This window comes from Bacteroides sp. 1001136B_160425_E2 (assembly GCF_015559655.1).
In the GTDB taxonomy this organism is placed as follows: domain Bacteria; phylum Bacteroidota; class Bacteroidia; order Bacteroidales; family Bacteroidaceae; genus Bacteroides; species Bacteroides luhongzhouii.
In genome coordinates this window covers 36,231-54,208 of record NZ_JADMQH010000002.1, presented here as the reverse complement: position 1 = coordinate 54,208, position 17,978 = coordinate 36,231, and the positions used below count along the sequence as shown (strand labels likewise).

Annotated in this window: 11 protein-coding genes; 1 reads left to right on the top strand and 10 read right to left on the bottom strand. The window is 38.6% G+C overall.

Annotation, left to right across the window (positions count from 1 at the left end):
* Positions 1-176 precede the first annotated feature (176 nt).
* The 9 genes from I2I04_RS02175 to I2I04_RS02135 all read right to left on the bottom strand — a co-directional run bounded on the left by I2I04_RS02175 (position 177) and on the right by I2I04_RS02135 (position 15,580).
* The gene (locus I2I04_RS02175; protein WP_195654178.1) at positions 177-2,525 is read right to left on the bottom strand and encodes a glycoside hydrolase family 3 N-terminal domain-containing protein; all 2,349 of its coding nucleotides are present in this window, start codon (positions 2,523-2,525) and stop codon (positions 177-179) included.
* A 66-nt stretch (positions 2,526-2,591) separates the two neighbouring features.
* Positions 2,592-3,674 carry a DUF1573 domain-containing protein gene (locus I2I04_RS02170; RefSeq protein ID WP_195472452.1) on the bottom strand — a complete coding sequence of 361 codons (1,083 nt, stop codon included), beginning with the start codon at positions 3,672-3,674 and terminating at the stop codon, positions 2,592-2,594.
* A 64-nt stretch (positions 3,675-3,738) separates the two neighbouring features.
* On the bottom strand, positions 3,739-5,013 hold the full coding sequence (locus tag I2I04_RS02165) for a LamG-like jellyroll fold domain-containing protein (protein ID WP_229126903.1): 1,275 nt from the start codon (positions 5,011-5,013) through the stop codon (positions 3,739-3,741).
* Between the two features lie 30 nt (positions 5,014-5,043).
* Complete coding sequence (locus I2I04_RS02160; protein ID WP_195654176.1) at positions 5,044-6,258, bottom strand: DUF1735 and LamG domain-containing protein; 1,215 nt, start codon at positions 6,256-6,258, stop codon at positions 5,044-5,046.
* 30 nt (positions 6,259-6,288) lie between these two features.
* The gene (locus I2I04_RS02155) at positions 6,289-7,365 is read right to left on the bottom strand and encodes an endo-beta-N-acetylglucosaminidase family protein (protein ID WP_195654175.1); all 1,077 of its coding nucleotides are present in this window, start codon (positions 7,363-7,365) and stop codon (positions 6,289-6,291) included.
* Positions 7,366-7,389: 24 nt separating this feature from the next.
* Positions 7,390-9,003, bottom strand: a complete 1,614-nt coding sequence (locus I2I04_RS02150) for a SusD/RagB family nutrient-binding outer membrane lipoprotein (protein ID WP_229126902.1) — start codon at positions 9,001-9,003, stop codon at positions 7,390-7,392.
* A 23-nt stretch (positions 9,004-9,026) separates the two neighbouring features.
* Positions 9,027-12,320, bottom strand: a complete 3,294-nt coding sequence (locus tag I2I04_RS02145; protein WP_195472445.1) for a SusC/RagA family TonB-linked outer membrane protein — start codon at positions 12,318-12,320, stop codon at positions 9,027-9,029.
* 253 nt (positions 12,321-12,573) lie between these two features.
* Positions 12,574-13,494 (bottom strand): FecR family protein, encoded by a 921-nt coding sequence (locus I2I04_RS02140; protein WP_195654174.1) that lies wholly within the window; start codon positions 13,492-13,494, stop codon positions 12,574-12,576.
* A gap of 94 nt (positions 13,495-13,588) precedes the next feature.
* Positions 13,589-15,580 carry an SUMF1/EgtB/PvdO family nonheme iron enzyme gene (locus I2I04_RS02135; RefSeq protein ID WP_195654173.1) on the bottom strand — a complete coding sequence of 664 codons (1,992 nt, stop codon included), beginning with the start codon at positions 15,578-15,580 and terminating at the stop codon, positions 13,589-13,591.
* A gap of 173 nt (positions 15,581-15,753) precedes the next feature.
* Between I2I04_RS02135 and I2I04_RS02130 the strand changes: the two genes are divergently transcribed.
* Complete coding sequence (locus I2I04_RS02130) at positions 15,754-16,317, top strand: RNA polymerase sigma-70 factor (protein ID WP_195654172.1); 564 nt, start codon at positions 15,754-15,756, stop codon at positions 16,315-16,317.
* Between the two features lie 515 nt (positions 16,318-16,832).
* Here I2I04_RS02130 and I2I04_RS02125 read toward each other — a convergent pair.
* The gene (locus tag I2I04_RS02125) at positions 16,833-17,966 is read right to left on the bottom strand and encodes an AMP-binding protein (protein WP_195472435.1); all 1,134 of its coding nucleotides are present in this window, start codon (positions 17,964-17,966) and stop codon (positions 16,833-16,835) included.
* Between the last annotated feature and the right edge of the window lie 12 nt (positions 17,967-17,978).

The following is a 17,978-nucleotide window of genomic DNA, read 5'->3' as shown; positions in this document are numbered from 1 at the left end:
AACCAAACTGTACATAAATGAACTATTTCACCACAGAGGACACAGAATCTTCAGAGTTCTAATTCAGAGATAATTATGACCTCTGCGCCCTCTGTGGTGAAAAAGAATCAAAATCGTGCAGATTATGAAATAACTTTTGCTATACGTCAACTGACGAACGCACAAACAAGAAAAGGCTATTCTATTGAAATAGAATCTTTCAATAGAATATCATCCGAAGAACGACCAACCATTATCTGAAAAGTTCCGGACTCAACCACTTCTTCCAAATTCTGATTAATAATGGATAGTTCTTCTTTCATCAAACTAAAAGTTACAATTCTTTCTTCTCCTTGCTTTAGGAAAAGACGTTCAAAACGTTTCAGTTGCTTTATCGGTTGAACAATTGAAGCATATTCATCTCTTACATAAAGTTGCGCCACTTCTTCACCATCATATTTCCCTGTATTTTTCACCTTAAAGGAAACATCAAAGTAATAAGGAGTTTTCTGAATGAGCTGCAAGTCCGAGTATTCAAATGTTGTATAACTAAGTCCATATCCAAAAGCATACAATGGTAATGCGGACATTTCCACATAATCATGATTATGGGGGGCTTTTTTATTATAATATATAGGAATCTGCCCTACCGTACGAGGTATTGTGATCGACAGACGACCTGACGGATTATAATCTCCGAACAAGACATCAGTTATAGCATTTCCTCCTTCCTGACCGGGATAATAAGCGGTCAATAGTGCATCGGCATATTCCGAAGCCCAATTTTTCTCTAACGGACGCCCTTCAATATAAACTACAATCAAAGGCTTTCCTGTCTTTTTTAAGGCCTTCAATAATTCTTGTTGTCTACCAAGTAAAGATAAAGTAGCACGATCGAATCCTTCACCACATTCCATATCACTAACATTCCCCTTTTCAGCTACTGCTGCACCTGTTTCTTTATAACTTGTTTTAAAATCACGGGCACTGGAACCACCCACAATCGCAACAATAACTTCTGAACGACGTGCGACCTCAACTGCCTGCTCTATTTCATTTATCGTAGTATCCCGAATAGCACAGCCTTGTACATATTCCACACGAGAAGAAGATAATTTTGTTATAATCCCATCAAGCACAGTTTTCACATTACTATCTTCCTGCGGAGCTGTATAGTCGCCTAACATATTATATCGATTGTCAGCGTTAGGCCCAATTACTGCCACCTTATTTATCTTCTTGCTTAGAGGAAGAACCGAATTCTCATTTTTGAGAAGTGTTATGGAAGATTGTGCTATTTTACGTGCCAGTTCGATATGTTCTTTACAGCGTACTGTTCTAGCAGCAATTTTCGGTTCTACATAAGGGTGCTCAAATAATCCCATTTCAAACTTCATCCTCAACACCCGACAGACAGCTGTATCAATCACAACCTCATCCATTTCTCCGGATTGAACTGCATGACAAAGATTGGTATAAGCATCTCCACCCAAGTCAATATCAACACCAGCCGTGACAGATTGTATAGCTGCATTCTTTTTGGTTGAAGCAACAAAGTGGCTTTCATGAATTCCTTCAATACTATATAAATCGGAAACTACATAACCACGAAACTTCCATTCATTACGCAAGAGTTGAGTCAGTAAATAATGATTCGACGTACAAGGTATCCCGTCTATCGAATTGTATGAAGTCATTACAGACAACGCCCCTGCATCTATCGCCTTACGAAAAGGAGGAAGAAAGTTCTGATGCAAATCCCGAATACCTACTGACGCATAATTTCCATTCTGTCCACTCTCCGGCACAGCATATGCCAGAAAATGTTTCAAAGTGGCTATGGTAGCATATTTTTGTGATAAATCGCCCCCTCCTAAACCTTCAACCATAGCTGCTCCCAAAACGCCACTCAACACAGGATCTTCTCCAAATGTTTCTTCTACACGAGACCAACGCGGATCACGAGTTAAATCAAGCACAGGCCCGTAACTTATATGCGCTCCCTGCGAACGAATTTCTTTAGCAATAACTTGACCAACTTCTTTTACTAATTCCGGTGACCAGGTAGCTGCCATTCCTATACCAGTAGGAAAAACAGTAGAACCAATTGCCATGTGTCCATGAGGAGCTTCTTCTGCTAAAAACATCGGAATTCCCAAACGAGTATTCTCCATCACATATTTTTGCAATGCATTCCCTGTTTTTGCTGCCAACTCCGGATTAAGTCCATTTTCTAATGTCTTTTTCGTCCACGGATCTGCACGATAAGTCGCCCAAAGCATTCCTGCATTCTTTTCTTTAATCAATTGCTTGAATTTCCCAGAAGGACAGACCTCATTACCGTGTATTTCATACATTTCCCAACCTAAAGGGCAAAGTAACTGGCCGACCTTTTCTTCCAAGGTCATGCGGGAAAGTAAGTCTGAAAGTCTAATATCTATTGACAAACTCGGATCTTTGTAAGCAGGTAACGAGGGAGGAGATTGAGTAAACCCCGAAGTACATACCATCTGTACTATCACCAAGATATACAATCGTTTTATCATAATGTTATATGCAATAAAATGACTCAATTAATTTATAGTGTTTTCTAATCTTTCAAATAGAGATATTCAATCCTGCTGACCAATTTCTCCTTCAAATATAACTGTATGTACAGGCTGATGAGCATCATTTGTTATCAATTTGACCTTTGCATCAAATGGCTGGTTTGAAGATGATACATTTAATTCAAACAGAACCTCCAAGCACTCATTTCGCTTCAAAACCTTTTCACCTCGGATATTAGTAGAAACAAATTCCGGACATTCTATTTTGCGGATAATAAGAGGATTCCCCCCTTCATTAGTAACTTTTATTTTTCGCTGAATATGCTTTTTTAATGAGATACTCCCCAAATTAAAATAAGATTGTGAGCATTTCAGCCGGGGAGCAGTTGCTGCGCTCACTTTTCTCATATCATCAATCACTATACCCAAGATTTGTATAGGAGAACTGTGTACGGAATTGACACTAATAATAATCTTATCTTTAAATGTACCGTAAAAACCTTTTAAAGGAGAAGCTGTTATTTTCATAGTCGCATAAGATCGACCTTGAAGAGATGATGGCATAGATATCGACAAACATCCGCTCTTATCCAACAACAAGTATGACAACTTGACCATTTTATCCGAACGGTTATAGATTCTAATATCCTGCTGTTTTGATCTCCCATTATGTTGCAACTGTTCATAGGATAAAGTCATTTTGTCTACCAAAATATACGATGACAAAGAATAAGGATACTCATCCTCTATACTATTAATTGTATTTATAGTGCCTTTTACCCAAAGAGTATTGACACTTTGCCCAGAATTAGCAACAACTCTTATACTCTTAGAGAAGAAATTAGTTCGCCCCTTAGGATCAAAAGTAACTGTAATAGTACCTGCATTTCCTGGTTTTATAGGTTGTTTACTATAAACGGGGACCGCACATCCACAAGTCGAAATTACTTCTTCAATCACAATCGGAGAAGTATGCCTGTTAGTAAAATGAAAAGTGTGGTTCACTTTACCTCCAGCCTCCGAAATATGACCAAAATCCCAAGTAGTAGTATCAAAACGCAATACAGCTCTTCCCTGTTGTTGAGCATATACGCTGATAACTGAGTATAGCAAAACTACCAAAGCTGATATAAAACGTTTCATCATTATTGCTTTAAGTTAATATCGGGAGTTATGCCAAACGCAATAACTCCCAATATAAAATCACATTTTATTTATTTTGAGACAAATCATTGAATTCTGCATTCCATATGATATTTGCCGAAGCCGGGAAAGTTAAATCACGTCCATTTCCCGAACTGTCTTTCAACGTATTTCCTTCGCCTTCATCCAATTTCCAATAACCATATAAATCTGAAGGAGACGGAGAAGTTATTGTACGCAAATTAGCCTTCACTTCTTCTGCAGTCAGACACTTCTTCCACATGCGGATATCAGAAATCAAACCATCAAAATACATACTTGAACTTGTATTACCAAACTGAATACCCGTTAACGTATATCCCACTTTGAATCTTTGAGAAGATGACGGTCCCCAACGTTTTGTTGGTTTTGCAGAAGCAACTTCCTCACCATTAATATATAAACGATAAGCAACCTCTGTATTCTGACCGGTTTTCGTTCCATCACAAGTAACAGTCAATCTGACCCATTGATTAGTCGGCAACGTTATATTTTGATTAGCCAATGTCAAATCACATTGACGATTACCAATATTAGACGCCCCCGTTGTACCGGTTACACGTAGTTCGCACCCCCCAAAAGCTTCATTCTTATTGTTAGTATCTTTACCACGCCATGTACCTATATAATTCGTTCCACTGTGCCAACTATATGGATATACAAGCATTTCAAACGTATGTGTATTATCTTCAATTGTAACCACCTCGTCGTTTGCGAAACTTAACGTACGATACATATCCGTTGAATAAGAACTCATATTCAATCCTGGAATGTAATCCAGTTCTCCGTCAATACTAATCGTAAAATAAGAGACAGAACGAGTATCTGTTGCAAATTGCCCTATACAAGTTTCATCTATCGTTGCAACAATAGGAAGCAAATATTCTTCACCTTCTACTAAGCCAAATAATGATGAAAACTTAACAGATAAAGTATTAGATTCTTGCTGTCCAGTCTTAACTATTGCATTTTTAGCTTGTAACTCGTATACAAAAGCAGGCATCATTTTATATGATGTGTTATTTGCGGCATTATAGGTCTCAACCATATTTTCGTCTACGGTAATGTCACACAATAAAGTAGTAACAGCGGGTTTGTCCAATTTGATTGTATAATCATAAACATAGTTGCCTGCATTCAGTATCTCCCTATAATCAATAGAGACTGGGCCCGTCCCCGACTGTGGCATTTCTATTATTGGCAATTCAATAAGATCACCATCATCATCCGAACACGCAGTGAATCCTAATCCTCCCAATAAAACAAACAAAAGGAGGGTTAATCTATTTATTTTATTTTTCATAATCATAATGTCTATTCATTTATTATCGCCTTATTCAAGACATTTATTCGTATCATCATAAGTCCAGTCAATCGTGATTCCATTCTTATAACTTATATCACGTTTTGATGGAGATAAATCATAAAAAGTAGATCCTTCTCCTTCATTCATTCTCCAATAAGACACAAGTCCATTGGTGGAAGGATCTACACCACACACATTTGCTTTAATTTCACGAGCAGACAAAGGACGAGTCCAAAGACGCATCTCACTCAATCGACCATAAAATAATTGTGAAGATTGATAGCCTTTTGAAGGCATGCCGATCTGCACTCCATAGAGTGCATACTCATACGGGGCAACTGTCATTGAGTTATCTTTCTCTCCATTAATATATAATGTCAAAGTATTGCCATCATTTACCAAAGCAACAGCATACCAAGTATTTAAAGCAAAGCGAGTATTCGAAGACATTTTGCCCTGCTTAGTTGTTACATGTAGTTGATTCGGTTCATCTGTACCTTCTCCAAAACGAAGCAGATTCTGGTCACATTTAAAGCCTCCATCATCAATTGCCCCCCCTTCTACAGATGACTCATTGCCTCCAAAAGAACAAACACGAGTAGTGCCGGAAGCTCCGGAAGAACGAAATTGAGTAGCGTAAATCTTCACTTCCCATGTATAAGTAGGCAATGAAGGAATAGGCTCCGGAAGCAAAAACTGATAAGCCATAGAAGCCTGTCCTACATACGGAGCATGGAAGCGCAATGTTCGAGATACTTTCAGAAAAATAGTACGTCCTGCTTCTATAATGTCCAAATCTTCTGTCGCACTTTTTATGGTAACCGGTACCAAATAAACACGTCCCGGCACAAAATCTGAATCATCAGCAATCGAAAGAGATGCAGCAGAAGAGATTGCTTGTCCCGCAGATATTGTAACTTCTGGATTCTCAAATGTATATGATCCTTCAGGAATGGGATAATAACTAGTTCCCATTTCTGCATTGTAATTATCAACCAAACTCGCGTCAACAGCCAAATTCACCTGAATATCCGATTCTACACGAGAGGTTGAAGTTACAGACACGGCATATGCAGATGGAAATCCATCGATAGCGAACTTTACCAATTTATCCGAGGCTGTTCCGGTCATTAACAGTCCATCACCCTTTTGAGCAGCTTCCTGGCATCCTTGCAGCATAAAAGAAGCTATCCCGACCAAAATGACTCCTAATATCTTTCTTATATTTTTCAATGTTTTCATACCTTAGATATAAATTTAATTTTCACCCTTTTATTCTTCCGTTTCTTTTTTAGTTGACTGTTGTACAGGCTTTCCTGCAGGATTCTGTTCCTGGATACCTCGTCGAAGACTATAATAAGGAATAGCAACTTTCTCTTTATCACCTAAAGCCTGATTGGCAGGACGAGTAGTATTATATTCATATTCAAAATAATATCCACCAAATCCGCCTTTTCGTCCTTGTGTAGGATTCCAACGCGCCATACCTATTACAGAATAAATTGGATTTCCCCATGAATCGACTTTATTCCCATCGGCTTCCGTAAATTCGACCCCACCATTTTGCCAGTACCAACCCATCTGTTCTGTAGCAATGAACTTTTCGGGAGGACACCAACTACTAAGTTGGTCAAATTTCGACTGTAATCCTTGAGCAGTACTGGAAGTATAACATTGTCGCACAAAATAGTTGACATAAGGTTCTGTTTCTTTAGGAGGAACTTGATTATAGAAGTCAACAACCAACAATTTTCCAGTGCCCGATTGAGGTCCCAAATAATTCCCCAACACTTTTATAAACTTTGTAAAATTTTCATTTTGCAACCAGTCACCTTCCGGTTCATAGTCCAAATCCAACCCATCCAAATTATTACGTAATACACATCTCACAAGATACAAAGCATAAGCCTCGATACCTGCATCTGTTTTAGGAAACTCTGTATTAGCAATACGGCAAATAGTACACATCACAACACGAGTTCCCTTGACTGTACGAATATAATTCATTTCTTCATAAGCCGTCGGTAAATAACGCTCATTATAATAACTGGTTTCTACATAAGCCGGATTATTGGAAGGAATACCTGACCAAAGGCTAACAATATCCAGACTATCCGGCAAACCTGTAAAATGAAGTCCCTGCGAAGGAGATGCCTCTGAAGTATAGCCTGCGTACCAACCGAAACAAATAGCATGATCTGTTTTCTTGTATTCACGCAAGTTCTGATAATATTCCTGATTATAAGTATTTGCCGCCTGTATAACTTCCGGTTCAATATCCGTATCACAACCACTCACAACAAATGTCAAGAGATATGTGAACAAAAAATATACATAATTTCTTTTCATATTCTACATTATTTAAGTAACCAATTATTTATTAGGAATATCCCACCATAGTCTGACACCAGGATTATCCACACCACCCAAAAGTGTAATACCTTTATCCAGTTCTGCTCTGTTAGTATTATACTCCGATTCCGGATAAGGTAATCTACGAATTTGTATCTCTGTATCCACAGAACCACCGGAACTTTCGTTTACAACAACCGGAAATACTTTCGGATAACCAGTACGGCGAAACTCCGTCCATGCTTCCTGTCCCACCGGATAAAGAGCAATATACTTTTGAGTGATAATCTGTTCCAAGTTTGTTTTAAAGTCACCCGATTCATCCCAAGCAATAGAAACAGTTCCCAAAGCATCCATAGAATGAGAAGATGTCACCGGATCCTCATAGTTAGCAGGAACATACCCGTCTTCTGCTGTTCTTGCAAGATACCCGTCAACTCCCGATGCACCATGCTCATCAAAAGACATTCTTATACCCTCTTCATAGTACTTTTTAGCATCAGCATTTGTTCCCCAACGCAAAGCATACTCTGCCAACAAAAAATATGATTCGGATGAACGCATCCATACCACATTAGAAGTAGCAGTTGCTTGGGGAACGGAAAAAGCTCCGGTTATATACTTATCCTTACTTATATCTTTCGACATTCCGGCTCTTATGCCACGATATTTTCCACCCGTACCTGCCTCGAAATAGGCAGAAAGTCGTGGATCTTGATACCCATTCATATATGAATCCAGAGTTGCTCCCATACAAATATCATCCCATCCTTTTAAAATATATAATGGACTTTCATACGTCGCTATCGGAGTGATGTGCTGTAACTCTGCCAAGTCTGACTTAACATTCATCAAGCCATAACTATTACCAATAGCTAACTGTGCCTCATTTTTTGCCTTTTCTTCATCTACATAGGCAAGGTGTATCGCAAGACGTAAACGAAGTGAATTGGCTAACTTTATCCAAGCTGTAACATCACCATTAAACACACAATCCCATGATGACAACACTTTACTACCAGATGCTGCATAACTATCCAAGTTATTAATAGCTCCATCCAGTTCCTCAAAAAATCTGTAATAAACATCCTTCTGTGAATCATAAGGAACTTCTTTTGATACTCCAAAATTCAAATAAGGAATAGGGCCGTATGTATCCGTTACACGGTGCATTGCTGCCACTTTCAAAATCTGCGCCATAGAGAAACGCGGATCTTCATCATTGTTTATTGCTTTCCTTATTTCACGCCAGGCATTCATCGTTGTCAGATAATTGGTAGTAAACATATCACCATACCAACTTCTTTTATCCCAATTATATCGACCGGCAGAATTGATGCTGGGAGCAGGAAAACCGAAATATCCGACATAACCATCGCCTCCCATAACTTCCACAGTCTGATATCTGTCCGAACCAATATTAAGTCCGGGTTGTGCTACCACCAATACATTCTGCTCCATCTGTAAAAGGAGAGAACCAGTTCTTACATTATCCCAATCCGTCATTTCATCTGTAGCTTCATTAGGATTGGTATTGTACTCCAGAAAATTCTTTGTACAACCCACATTTATCATCATTACTCCAAGGAGTAAATAGAAGTTTCTTGCTTCAAAAAACTTACGTATGTTCATCATTATCTTTTTTAAAGGTTATCCAATTAGAAAGAAATCTTTGCAGAAAATCCCATCGACCTCAAACTCGGTTGCATGAAATAGTCCATACCCTGATTATAGGTACCTGTGCTTGCGGTAGATTCCGGGTCAAAAGGAGCTTTACAATAAAGCATCCACAAATTACGCCCTACAAAAGATACGTTTAATCCTGAAATCCATTTGCACCATCTATTGATAGGAATATCATAACCCAAGGTCAATTCTCCCAAGCGGACATTGGTCATACTATATACGTACATGGAACCAACATACCCTGTTCCATTAGCCCCAATAGTCTGATACCATGTCTGGGCATCAATCATCTGACCGTTCACTTTCACACCACCATTATCGCGTGCATCTGCTGATGTCTTAGATACTCCATAATAATCCATCACGGCTTGAGTAGCAGAAACTCCAATACCACCCACACGGGCATTCAACATAAATCCAAGGCTGATCCCTTTCCAATTAAATTCATTTCTCCAGCTAAGAGTATACTTGGGATTCGTATTACCGGCATAGATATAATTATTTTTATCTGTTTCCAATGCACCTGTCATTGAATTCATCCAAATATATCCATGCTCATCGGTTCTCATTGTATTAACATATACATCTCCCATGGAACCACCTACAGTTAATCGTTGCTTTGCGCCCCCTAATGAATAAACATCCATTTCGTCCAGATGTACTGTTACCCCTAATTCCTCATTCGTATATTCAGGAAGCAATTGGTCAATGCGATTTCTATTAAGGGACCAGAGCAAAGTTGTTTTCCAATCTACCGGACCTATATTCTGTTTAAAGCCAAGAGCTAACTCAATACCTTTATTCGTTACTTTACCTGCATTTACATATAATTTAGAATAGCCGGTTGTCGTAGAGATTTCCGGGCTAAACAACTGATTCTCCGTATATGTCTTATAAGCTGTTACATCCAGGGTTAATTTATTATCAAATAATCCTAAATTAAATCCTCCTTCCCATGAATGAGTTCTTTCCGGTTTCAAATCCTTTATAGGGAAATAAGAAGTAGTATTCAATCCTCCCAACACAGCATAAGTAGTAATGGCTCTGAATCTTTCCGGTGCATTACCCACCTCACTGTATGATAGGCGAATCTTTGCATAAGAAAGTATATTAGACTTCATTGTAAACATATTAGTCAGAATAGCCGAAGCACCAATAGAAGGATATAATATAGATGAGTGGTTTGTTCCGGCCAAGGCAGATATCCAATCATTGCGCAACGATCCATCCAGATAAGCCATACCTTTATAACCTAAAGAGAATGTCCCAAACAAAGAATTGGTACGGTCATGATAATTTGTATTCTTATAAGTCAATTTGCCGGAAACATTCGTGTTATTAGAGGTAAACAGATTAGGAATAGTCAGCAATCCACCGCCAAAATTCAGTTCTTTGTAATCCAAGTCTAATAAACTGGCCCCCAAAGATGCTGTAAGATTCCATGTATCGTGATAGAAATATTTATTAATATTCAACATGGCATCCGCATAAATCTGACTGGTATTTTTGTTCGACTGTACATACGCTCCCTTATCCGAGTTTTCTGCAATGACATTCAAAGTAGAAGCATACATTTTCTTTTCCGAATTAATTGTTTCCTTATCCAGCTTTACCCGTCCGGAAACATTCAACCAATCTGTTATCGTATATTTCAATGAGCCACTTGCCAAAAAGCGGTCTTTCTTATTAGTATACATATTCCGATTAGTGATCCAGTAAGGATTTTGCATGGATAACCCATTCTCTTTCAATGGCCAGAACTGCGTCTTTATATTACGATCCACATCATACCGTTCATAATACTGATATTTCGAAAAGTCATCACCCCGCGGAAACAGATAGACAGGAACTAACGGATTGGCATACTCTCCTTGTGCCAACATATTCTGTTCCTTTACATTAGAATACATAAAGCTCAAATCCATATTCAGTTTGTCATTCAACATGGAAGTTGTATTACGAACAGAAAAATTATACCGGTCCAAATCATTATTCTGAATGATCCCCCGAGCGTTCACTGCGCCTACGGATACATAGGTCTGATTTTTCTGTGTTCCCGTAGTCAGACTTACTGTGTTCGCTACATTATAGCCTGTCTGAAAGAAATCTTTTACTTCATAATCTGTAGGAGATGACAGCCTGGATGCCCAACTATACCATTCTCCTGTTTCCGAACCGTATGTATTCTGAAAATCCGGTAATAAAAATGGAGAATAGAAAGTGGTATTATTACTATAAGTCAACCTAGTCTTATCCACAGCACCTTTCTTTGTTGTAATAAGCACCACACCATTGGCAGCAGCAGAACCATACAATGCGGCAGCAGCAGAACCACTAAGAACGGATATTGATTCTATATCATCAGCATTAAAATTGGCCAAGCCATCACCGGACTGTCCGGCACCTGTATACTGGTCATCGGGTTGCTCACCTGATATATTAGCTAAAGGAACTCCATCTACCACATAAAGGGCATTGTTATTACCAGATATAGACTTTGTACCACGCATTACTACGCGAGCACTACCACCGATACCAGACGCACTTGAATTAATATTTACACCAGCCACCTTACCGGCAAGGCTGCTCATTACATTCATATCTTTTGCCTTTGCCACTTCGTCACCGCCAATCTGTTGTACATTGTATGTTAAAGACTTGGCTTCACGTTTAATACCTAAAGCAGTCACAACTACCTCATTCAATACTTTTGTGTCTTCCGTCATCAAAATGGAGAGAGGTTTATTATCCGTGACCTTTATTTCTTGAGAAGTATATCCAATATAAGACACCTCCAATATCGCTCCCTTTTTAGCTTGAATTTGAAAGTTCCCGTCAAAATCCGTAATAGCACCGGTAGTTGTTCCTTTCACCTTCACATTCACCCCAATCAAAGGTTCTCCTTTTGCATCTTTAACTGTACCTTTTACTTGAATGGCAGGATCTTGTTCTGTCACATTCAATTTATTGGTAGACAAAATAATCTGCTTATCAACCACTGTATAAGTAATATCAGTTCCTTTGAAAACCTCATCAAGAATATCCAAGATCTTACCTGAATTATTATTCACAGAAACAATACGATTCTTCTGAATCGTTTTATCATTATAAAGGAAAACATAGTCAGAAGTCTCCTCTATTTTATTCAGTACCTGTTCTACAGATACATTATTCATCGAAATAGCAACCCGCGTTCGCTGGGCATAACCATTTCCGGCAGAAAGTTGTAATACTACTGCGAAAAGTAGTGCTAGACTAATCCTCATAACTAAAGGAAGTTTTAGATTTAAAGCATATTTAGGACATAATGCAGTAAATGAATGATTTTTTTTCATACATTTGTGGCTAACTAAAGTTTATTACTAAATGAACTATGGTTTGATTCCGGTTAGTGTTTGCGAGACCCTGTACCGTGAATCTGGTAAATTCGGAGGAAGACAGCTGTTGGTAGCAGCTTTCTTCCTTTCTTTTATCATAAATGTGTTATCTCATAGGCTTTTCTTGTTTTAGAGGTTATTACTAATATAAATCTACTATTATCTTCGTTTTTGTAAGCGTACCGTCTGACTGTTGTTCCGGTTCCTGAATCTTCCACTTCAACGTTACTGATTTGGCCAAATAATCCAATATCTGCGACAAAGTTTCATTACGGAAAGTTGCCCGATATTTATATTCTTTTCCAAACTCATTATTCAATTTTATATCCACATTAAAGTGTCGTTCCAGACGTTTAAATATTTCTTCCAATGAAGCATTTCTGAATATCAACTTACCGTCTTTCCAAGCCACCTTTCCATAGACATCCACTTTATTCTTTATCGACTTTTGTGTCTGCCTATCATAATGTAACTGTTCTCCGGGAGTCAGGACAATTGTTTCTTTGCAGGGAGTAATCACATTGACCTTGCCTTTTTCCAAGACTGTTTCCACATAATCATCATCGTCATATGCTGTTACATTAAATTTTGTTCCATATACGTATACACTCAATCCTTCCGGAGTATTTACATAAAAAGGACGTTTTTTATCTGCCTCTACTTCAAAGTATGCTTCACCTTTCAGTTCTACCATCCGATTTTCTTTTTTAAAAACAGTAGGATAACGCAATGTACTACCAGAATTCAACCACACAACAGAATGATCCGGAAGTTCGTATCGTATCACCGATCCCCTTGCAGCTATTATCTCGGCATATTTTTCTTCCGCCTCCACACCGCCAAAATACAAATATCCCAATATCAAAGACGACAGCAACAAAGGTAAAGTCAGAAATGCGGCATAACGCATCAATTGATTATACAAACTTTTTTTCCTATTCGCTTTAATTCTGGTTTGTGCCTGACAATAAGCACCCAATACATCAATGGATTCCATTTCTTTAATGTCATCTCCCAATGCCTGTGCTTTACGGAGCAATGATTCCGGATTCATATTTTCCATATTCTCTTTCTAAATATTATCTTTTAATTGCAATTACACTAATAATACAACTGAAGCAATCGGAAAAGGACAGCACACGCACTCTTTTTTTATTTTATTTTTCAAGCCATGCTAAATTAAAGCGATAATGCAGTCTGCTGCTAAGAATATGAATCAGATTGTCAGGGGTTTGGGTTCCTGCCAGATAGCCTCGTGGTTCTGCATGTTTTTCATCCATCTCGAAATATCCCGTCCATGCTCCTCCATTTAAGAAACGTTCTTTGCCATCAGTAAGCAATCTTTTTACAGGCCATGTTTTGCCTTCATCATAAGATAAGGCTGCATACATCCCATACCCTTTATAAGTAGTTCCATCCTGATTTTTAAAATCCAGTCCCCGCTCTTCTAATGGAGTACGTAACGGATGATCTGTAAAAGAAACCAATAATAAAGGTCCTTCATTTAATCTCATCAAAACAAGACGTTGACCTCCGTCAATAGGCGGAAGCTCACTAGCCATATATTTCCAGTTCTTACCCATATCATCAGATATACTCATAGGCATCCGGAGTTTTCCTTCTTTATTCCGTATACTATTGCCACGACCCAAAGCCATTAAATTCCCATTCTTTAATTGTACAATTCCTGCATGGATACCCGCAATTGTACTTCCGGTTCCTCCCTCTTTGAAATCCGGTAAGGGAGCGCCATCCCAAGGATCGTACCATGTTTTACCCTCATCTTTGCTTATATGGATAGCAGCTCCGTCATGACTGCCGGGACCTGCATCACATGCCTGAACCAACCATCCCTCACGTGTACGAATTGTACCAGCTATTACCTGGTGTCGTTTCGCATGTTCGGGTGCTATTAATCGAGGGGTACTCCATGATGCACCATTATCGGTACTGACACGTAGTACCATTGCCAAATTCTGCCAGTCTCCTGACGCTTCCACTCCATTCACATGATAAATTGTACCCCGACCATCATTCAACAATGCACTTCCCGTCATATTTCGATCCGGAACTTTAAAAAACAAAGAAGCTTCATCCCAGTTATTATGCCCTCTTCGCAGACGAGACCCAAGTACTACCATGCCTCTTCCATTCTCTTCATTTGCTGAAAACCATATAGCTAACAAATCCCCATTATCACACCAGGTGACCGCAGGTTGGTGATTATGAAGATAAAAAGGGGTGCCGGAATCGCATGCCGGGCGTATAACAAATGGTATTGGAGACATAAATATCGGCATCTTTGCTGATATATTCTTCCATCTTTTAGAAGAATTTTCTACAGATTCCCGATTTAACGAAACCGGAGCTGAACCACCAGATACATTCAAAGGAGTATCTGTTTCAACTATTCTAAATCCTGTTTGAGAATGTTTATCCTCCGGAATCATAGCCATACGATTGGCACTTCTCAAATATTTCTCTGGAGTGTGATGACTTCCTCCTCTGGTCACACGGAATTCTCCCGATAAAGGTCCTGTCGGGTCTATTTGTTTTTCTCCGGAATAGGGAGCATACCAATCCAAGCACCATTCTTCTACATTACCATGCATATCATAAAGTCCGAATGCATTAGGAGGAGTTTGAGCAACTTTTAAAGATACCGGATCAAAATCACGGGTTACTTTTTGATTCCGGTGATAAACAGCCGGCAATCCATCTCCCGCAAAAAACACCGTATATGTACCTGCTCGGCAGGCGTATTCCCATTCCGCTTCAGTTGGTAATCGATAGCTTTTGCCTTCTTTCTGACTAAGCCAGTCACAAAAAGCGACAGCATCAAAATAACTCACATTAACTACTGCCTCATCATCTTCCCGAGAAACCCCATTTTTCCCTCGCAACTCCCGATGTTCCGGACGGAATAATTCATATTGTGCATTCGTTATTTCAGTAACTCCCATACGAAACGAACGAGAAACGATTACCTGATGAATAGGAGCTTCATCAAAATCTTCACCCAACCCGTCACTTCCCATATAAAAACTTCCGGAAGGAATTTGAACCATAGGAATAAAAGACTTGGAAACTTCCTGGGAATACACTGGCAAACAAAAAGTCACAGCCAACAAAAAAAGCTTATTTTTCATATTTTAATCCTGTTTATAGATAATACAATTGTAGCAGACACAAAAGGACAACCTACTAGCATTATTTTCAGCCCATCCGTGTTGAATACAAAAAAAGAACAGGAAAATTAGGCTTTGATAATTATCTTGTTATATATTTGCAGCAAAATGAAAAACTACAGAATCTCAAAATAATGAAAATATCTTTTCCCAAACAGACTAAAGAACGGGCTTTCAAGCAACTCTATGAGGAATATTATGCCCCATTTTGTCTATATGCAAGAAGATTTATTGATGACAAAGATATACGTGAAGATATCGTTTCAGATGTATTCACTTCATTATGGGATAAGCTTGAAACAGAGTCTTTTGACTTGCAATCGGACACAGCATTAGGGTATATCAAAATGTGTGTGAAAAATAGCTGTCTGAATTTCCTGAAACATCAGGAATATGAATGGAGTTATGCCGAAAATATTCAGAAGAAAGCTCCTATTTACGAAACAGAGCCGGATAGCGTATACACTCTTGATGAATTATACAGAATGTTGTATGAGACATTGAATAAGTTACCCGAAAAATACCGGACTGTCTTTATAAAAAGTTTCTTTGAAGGGAAAACCCATGTAGAAATTGCAGAAGAGATGAATCTTAGCGTGAAGTCTATCAATCGATACAAACAAAAGACAATGGAACTTTTGCGCAATGAACTGAAAGACTATCTGTCATTGTTACTTTTGTTATTCTATCGCGCATAACAGCCACTCCTTATCAACACATATTAACTATTACTTGTCTGTCCGGAAAGTATTAATAGTAAAGTTGCTATTGCCTAATAGCAAACTTCCTATCCTTTATATATAAAGTTGATTTCAACTAACCATAAACTATAAATGCAAGCTTCGTTTTTATAATCAAAGCTTGCAATTACAGTTTATAATAGATGAAAAACAAGTTTACTATTAGCCCAAAACAAGTTTACCTATAATGAAGAATAACTTTACTGTTAATGATTCAGGCGTAAAATAGCAGTAGATTGTTATACAACTACTATGAGAAATAACGAGAATGAGTATGAGAAATACCTGTTTTTAGGGAAAAAGCACGGGAAAAAGCATGAGAAACGCCAACCTTTAAAAGTATTTCTCATATTCTATTACACTATGTTTCAACAGGTTGACTAATATTTATGAGAATATAAGAAATGAAATTTCCAAATCGTTTAAGGGGCGCGTCAAATTTACGAGTTCACTAGTTTTACCAGGAACCCCAACTACATTGCATCATCATGTAGTTCTATGGATGGGAACTGATGCGAATGGGAAAGGTATGATGCTGCCAAAGTGCGGCATCCGACACGGTCTATTTTGCCGTTTTTCGTCTGTGGGATAGATTTTGTAATAAAAATATGTTTGGGACGGTAATATGGTTCTAATATTGTCTGCAATTTATCTTCTATCTCTTTTGTATCCAATTGCCCCGCTATCAATAAGGTCACTGCCTGCCCCAAACGATGGTCAGGAACTGAAGTGATAACAAACGGCAGAGGAATAAACGGACGAAGGACTTTTTCTATTTCCTCTGCTTGAATCTTGATTCCACCGCTATTGATAACGTTATCTTTCCGGCCTAGAATCATAAAACTTCCATCGGGATAGATACGTGCAATATCATTGGTTTGCAATGTTCCGTCACATACCAAAGGGGCATCAATGATTAACGTATTCTCTGCGGATAAAGACAATTTTACTGAAGAAAATGGATAATAATGTTCAGAAGCTGATGTTCCGTTCAGACGACGGAGAGCAATATGAGATAAAGTTTCAGTCATGCCATAAGTAGAATAGACTGCGGTCGGAAGATGTTTGATCTCCGCCTCTAGAGCCTCATCAACGGCTCCGCCTCCTATAATCAGAATATCCGTTTGTTTTAATCGCTCTTTTTCTTCGGGAATCTGCAATGTGTTATAAACTTGCAATGGGACCATTGCCACAAATCCCAAAGGTTCTTTTATATCCGCTAAAGGATGACCGGAAGCAGGACGTACAATCAAATTCAAACCTGCAACCAACGAACGCACAACCACCATCATCGCACCTATATAACGAAGATTCATACATAGTAATGCCGACTGACCTTCCTTCAAATTCAGAAACTCACAAGTCAGACGCGCACTTTGCATCATCTGATCTTTACGTACAATCAATTCTTTAGGTGTACCTGTGGAGCCTGACGTGTAGACAGTAATGACGGGAGAAGCATTAAACCATTCGTTCAGGAAAAGATATAAATCCCATAGAGCAGGAGAATGAACCTCCGCCCCTCCGGCTATCAATTGGCGTATATCTTCAGAAGTATATTCTTTTCCTTCCAGTAACAAGCATTGTTGTTTTCGATCAAATACCATCGGATTATCCTT

Bases quoted from the DNA above. Each gene is read 5' to 3' on its own strand.
- I2I04_RS02175 (WP_195654178.1), bottom strand. From the start codon at position 2,525: ATGATAAAACGATTGTATATCTTGGTGATAGTACAGATGGTATGTACT.
- I2I04_RS02170 (WP_195472452.1), bottom strand. From the start codon at position 3,674: ATGATGAAACGTTTTATATCAGCTTTGGTAGTTTTGCTATACTCAGTT.
- I2I04_RS02165 (WP_229126903.1), bottom strand. From the start codon at position 5,013: ATGAAAAATAAAATAAATAGATTAACCCTCCTTTTGTTTGTTTTATTG.
- I2I04_RS02160 (WP_195654176.1), bottom strand. From the start codon at position 6,258: ATGAAAACATTGAAAAATATAAGAAAGATATTAGGAGTCATTTTGGTC.
- I2I04_RS02155 (WP_195654175.1), bottom strand. From the start codon at position 7,365: ATGAAAAGAAATTATGTATATTTTTTGTTCACATATCTCTTGACATTT.
- I2I04_RS02150 (WP_229126902.1), bottom strand. From the start codon at position 9,003: ATGATGAACATACGTAAGTTTTTTGAAGCAAGAAACTTCTATTTACTC.
- I2I04_RS02145 (WP_195472445.1), bottom strand. From the start codon at position 12,320: ATGAGGATTAGTCTAGCACTACTTTTCGCAGTAGTATTACAACTTTCT.
- I2I04_RS02140 (WP_195654174.1), bottom strand. From the start codon at position 13,494: ATGGAAAATATGAATCCGGAATCATTGCTCCGTAAAGCACAGGCATTG.
- I2I04_RS02135 (WP_195654173.1), bottom strand. From the start codon at position 15,580: ATGAAAAATAAGCTTTTTTTGTTGGCTGTGACTTTTTGTTTGCCAGTG.
- I2I04_RS02130 (WP_195654172.1), top strand. From the start codon at position 15,754: ATGAAAATATCTTTTCCCAAACAGACTAAAGAACGGGCTTTCAAGCAA.
- I2I04_RS02125 (WP_195472435.1), bottom strand. From the start codon at position 17,966: ATGGTATTTGATCGAAAACAACAATGCTTGTTACTGGAAGGAAAAGAA.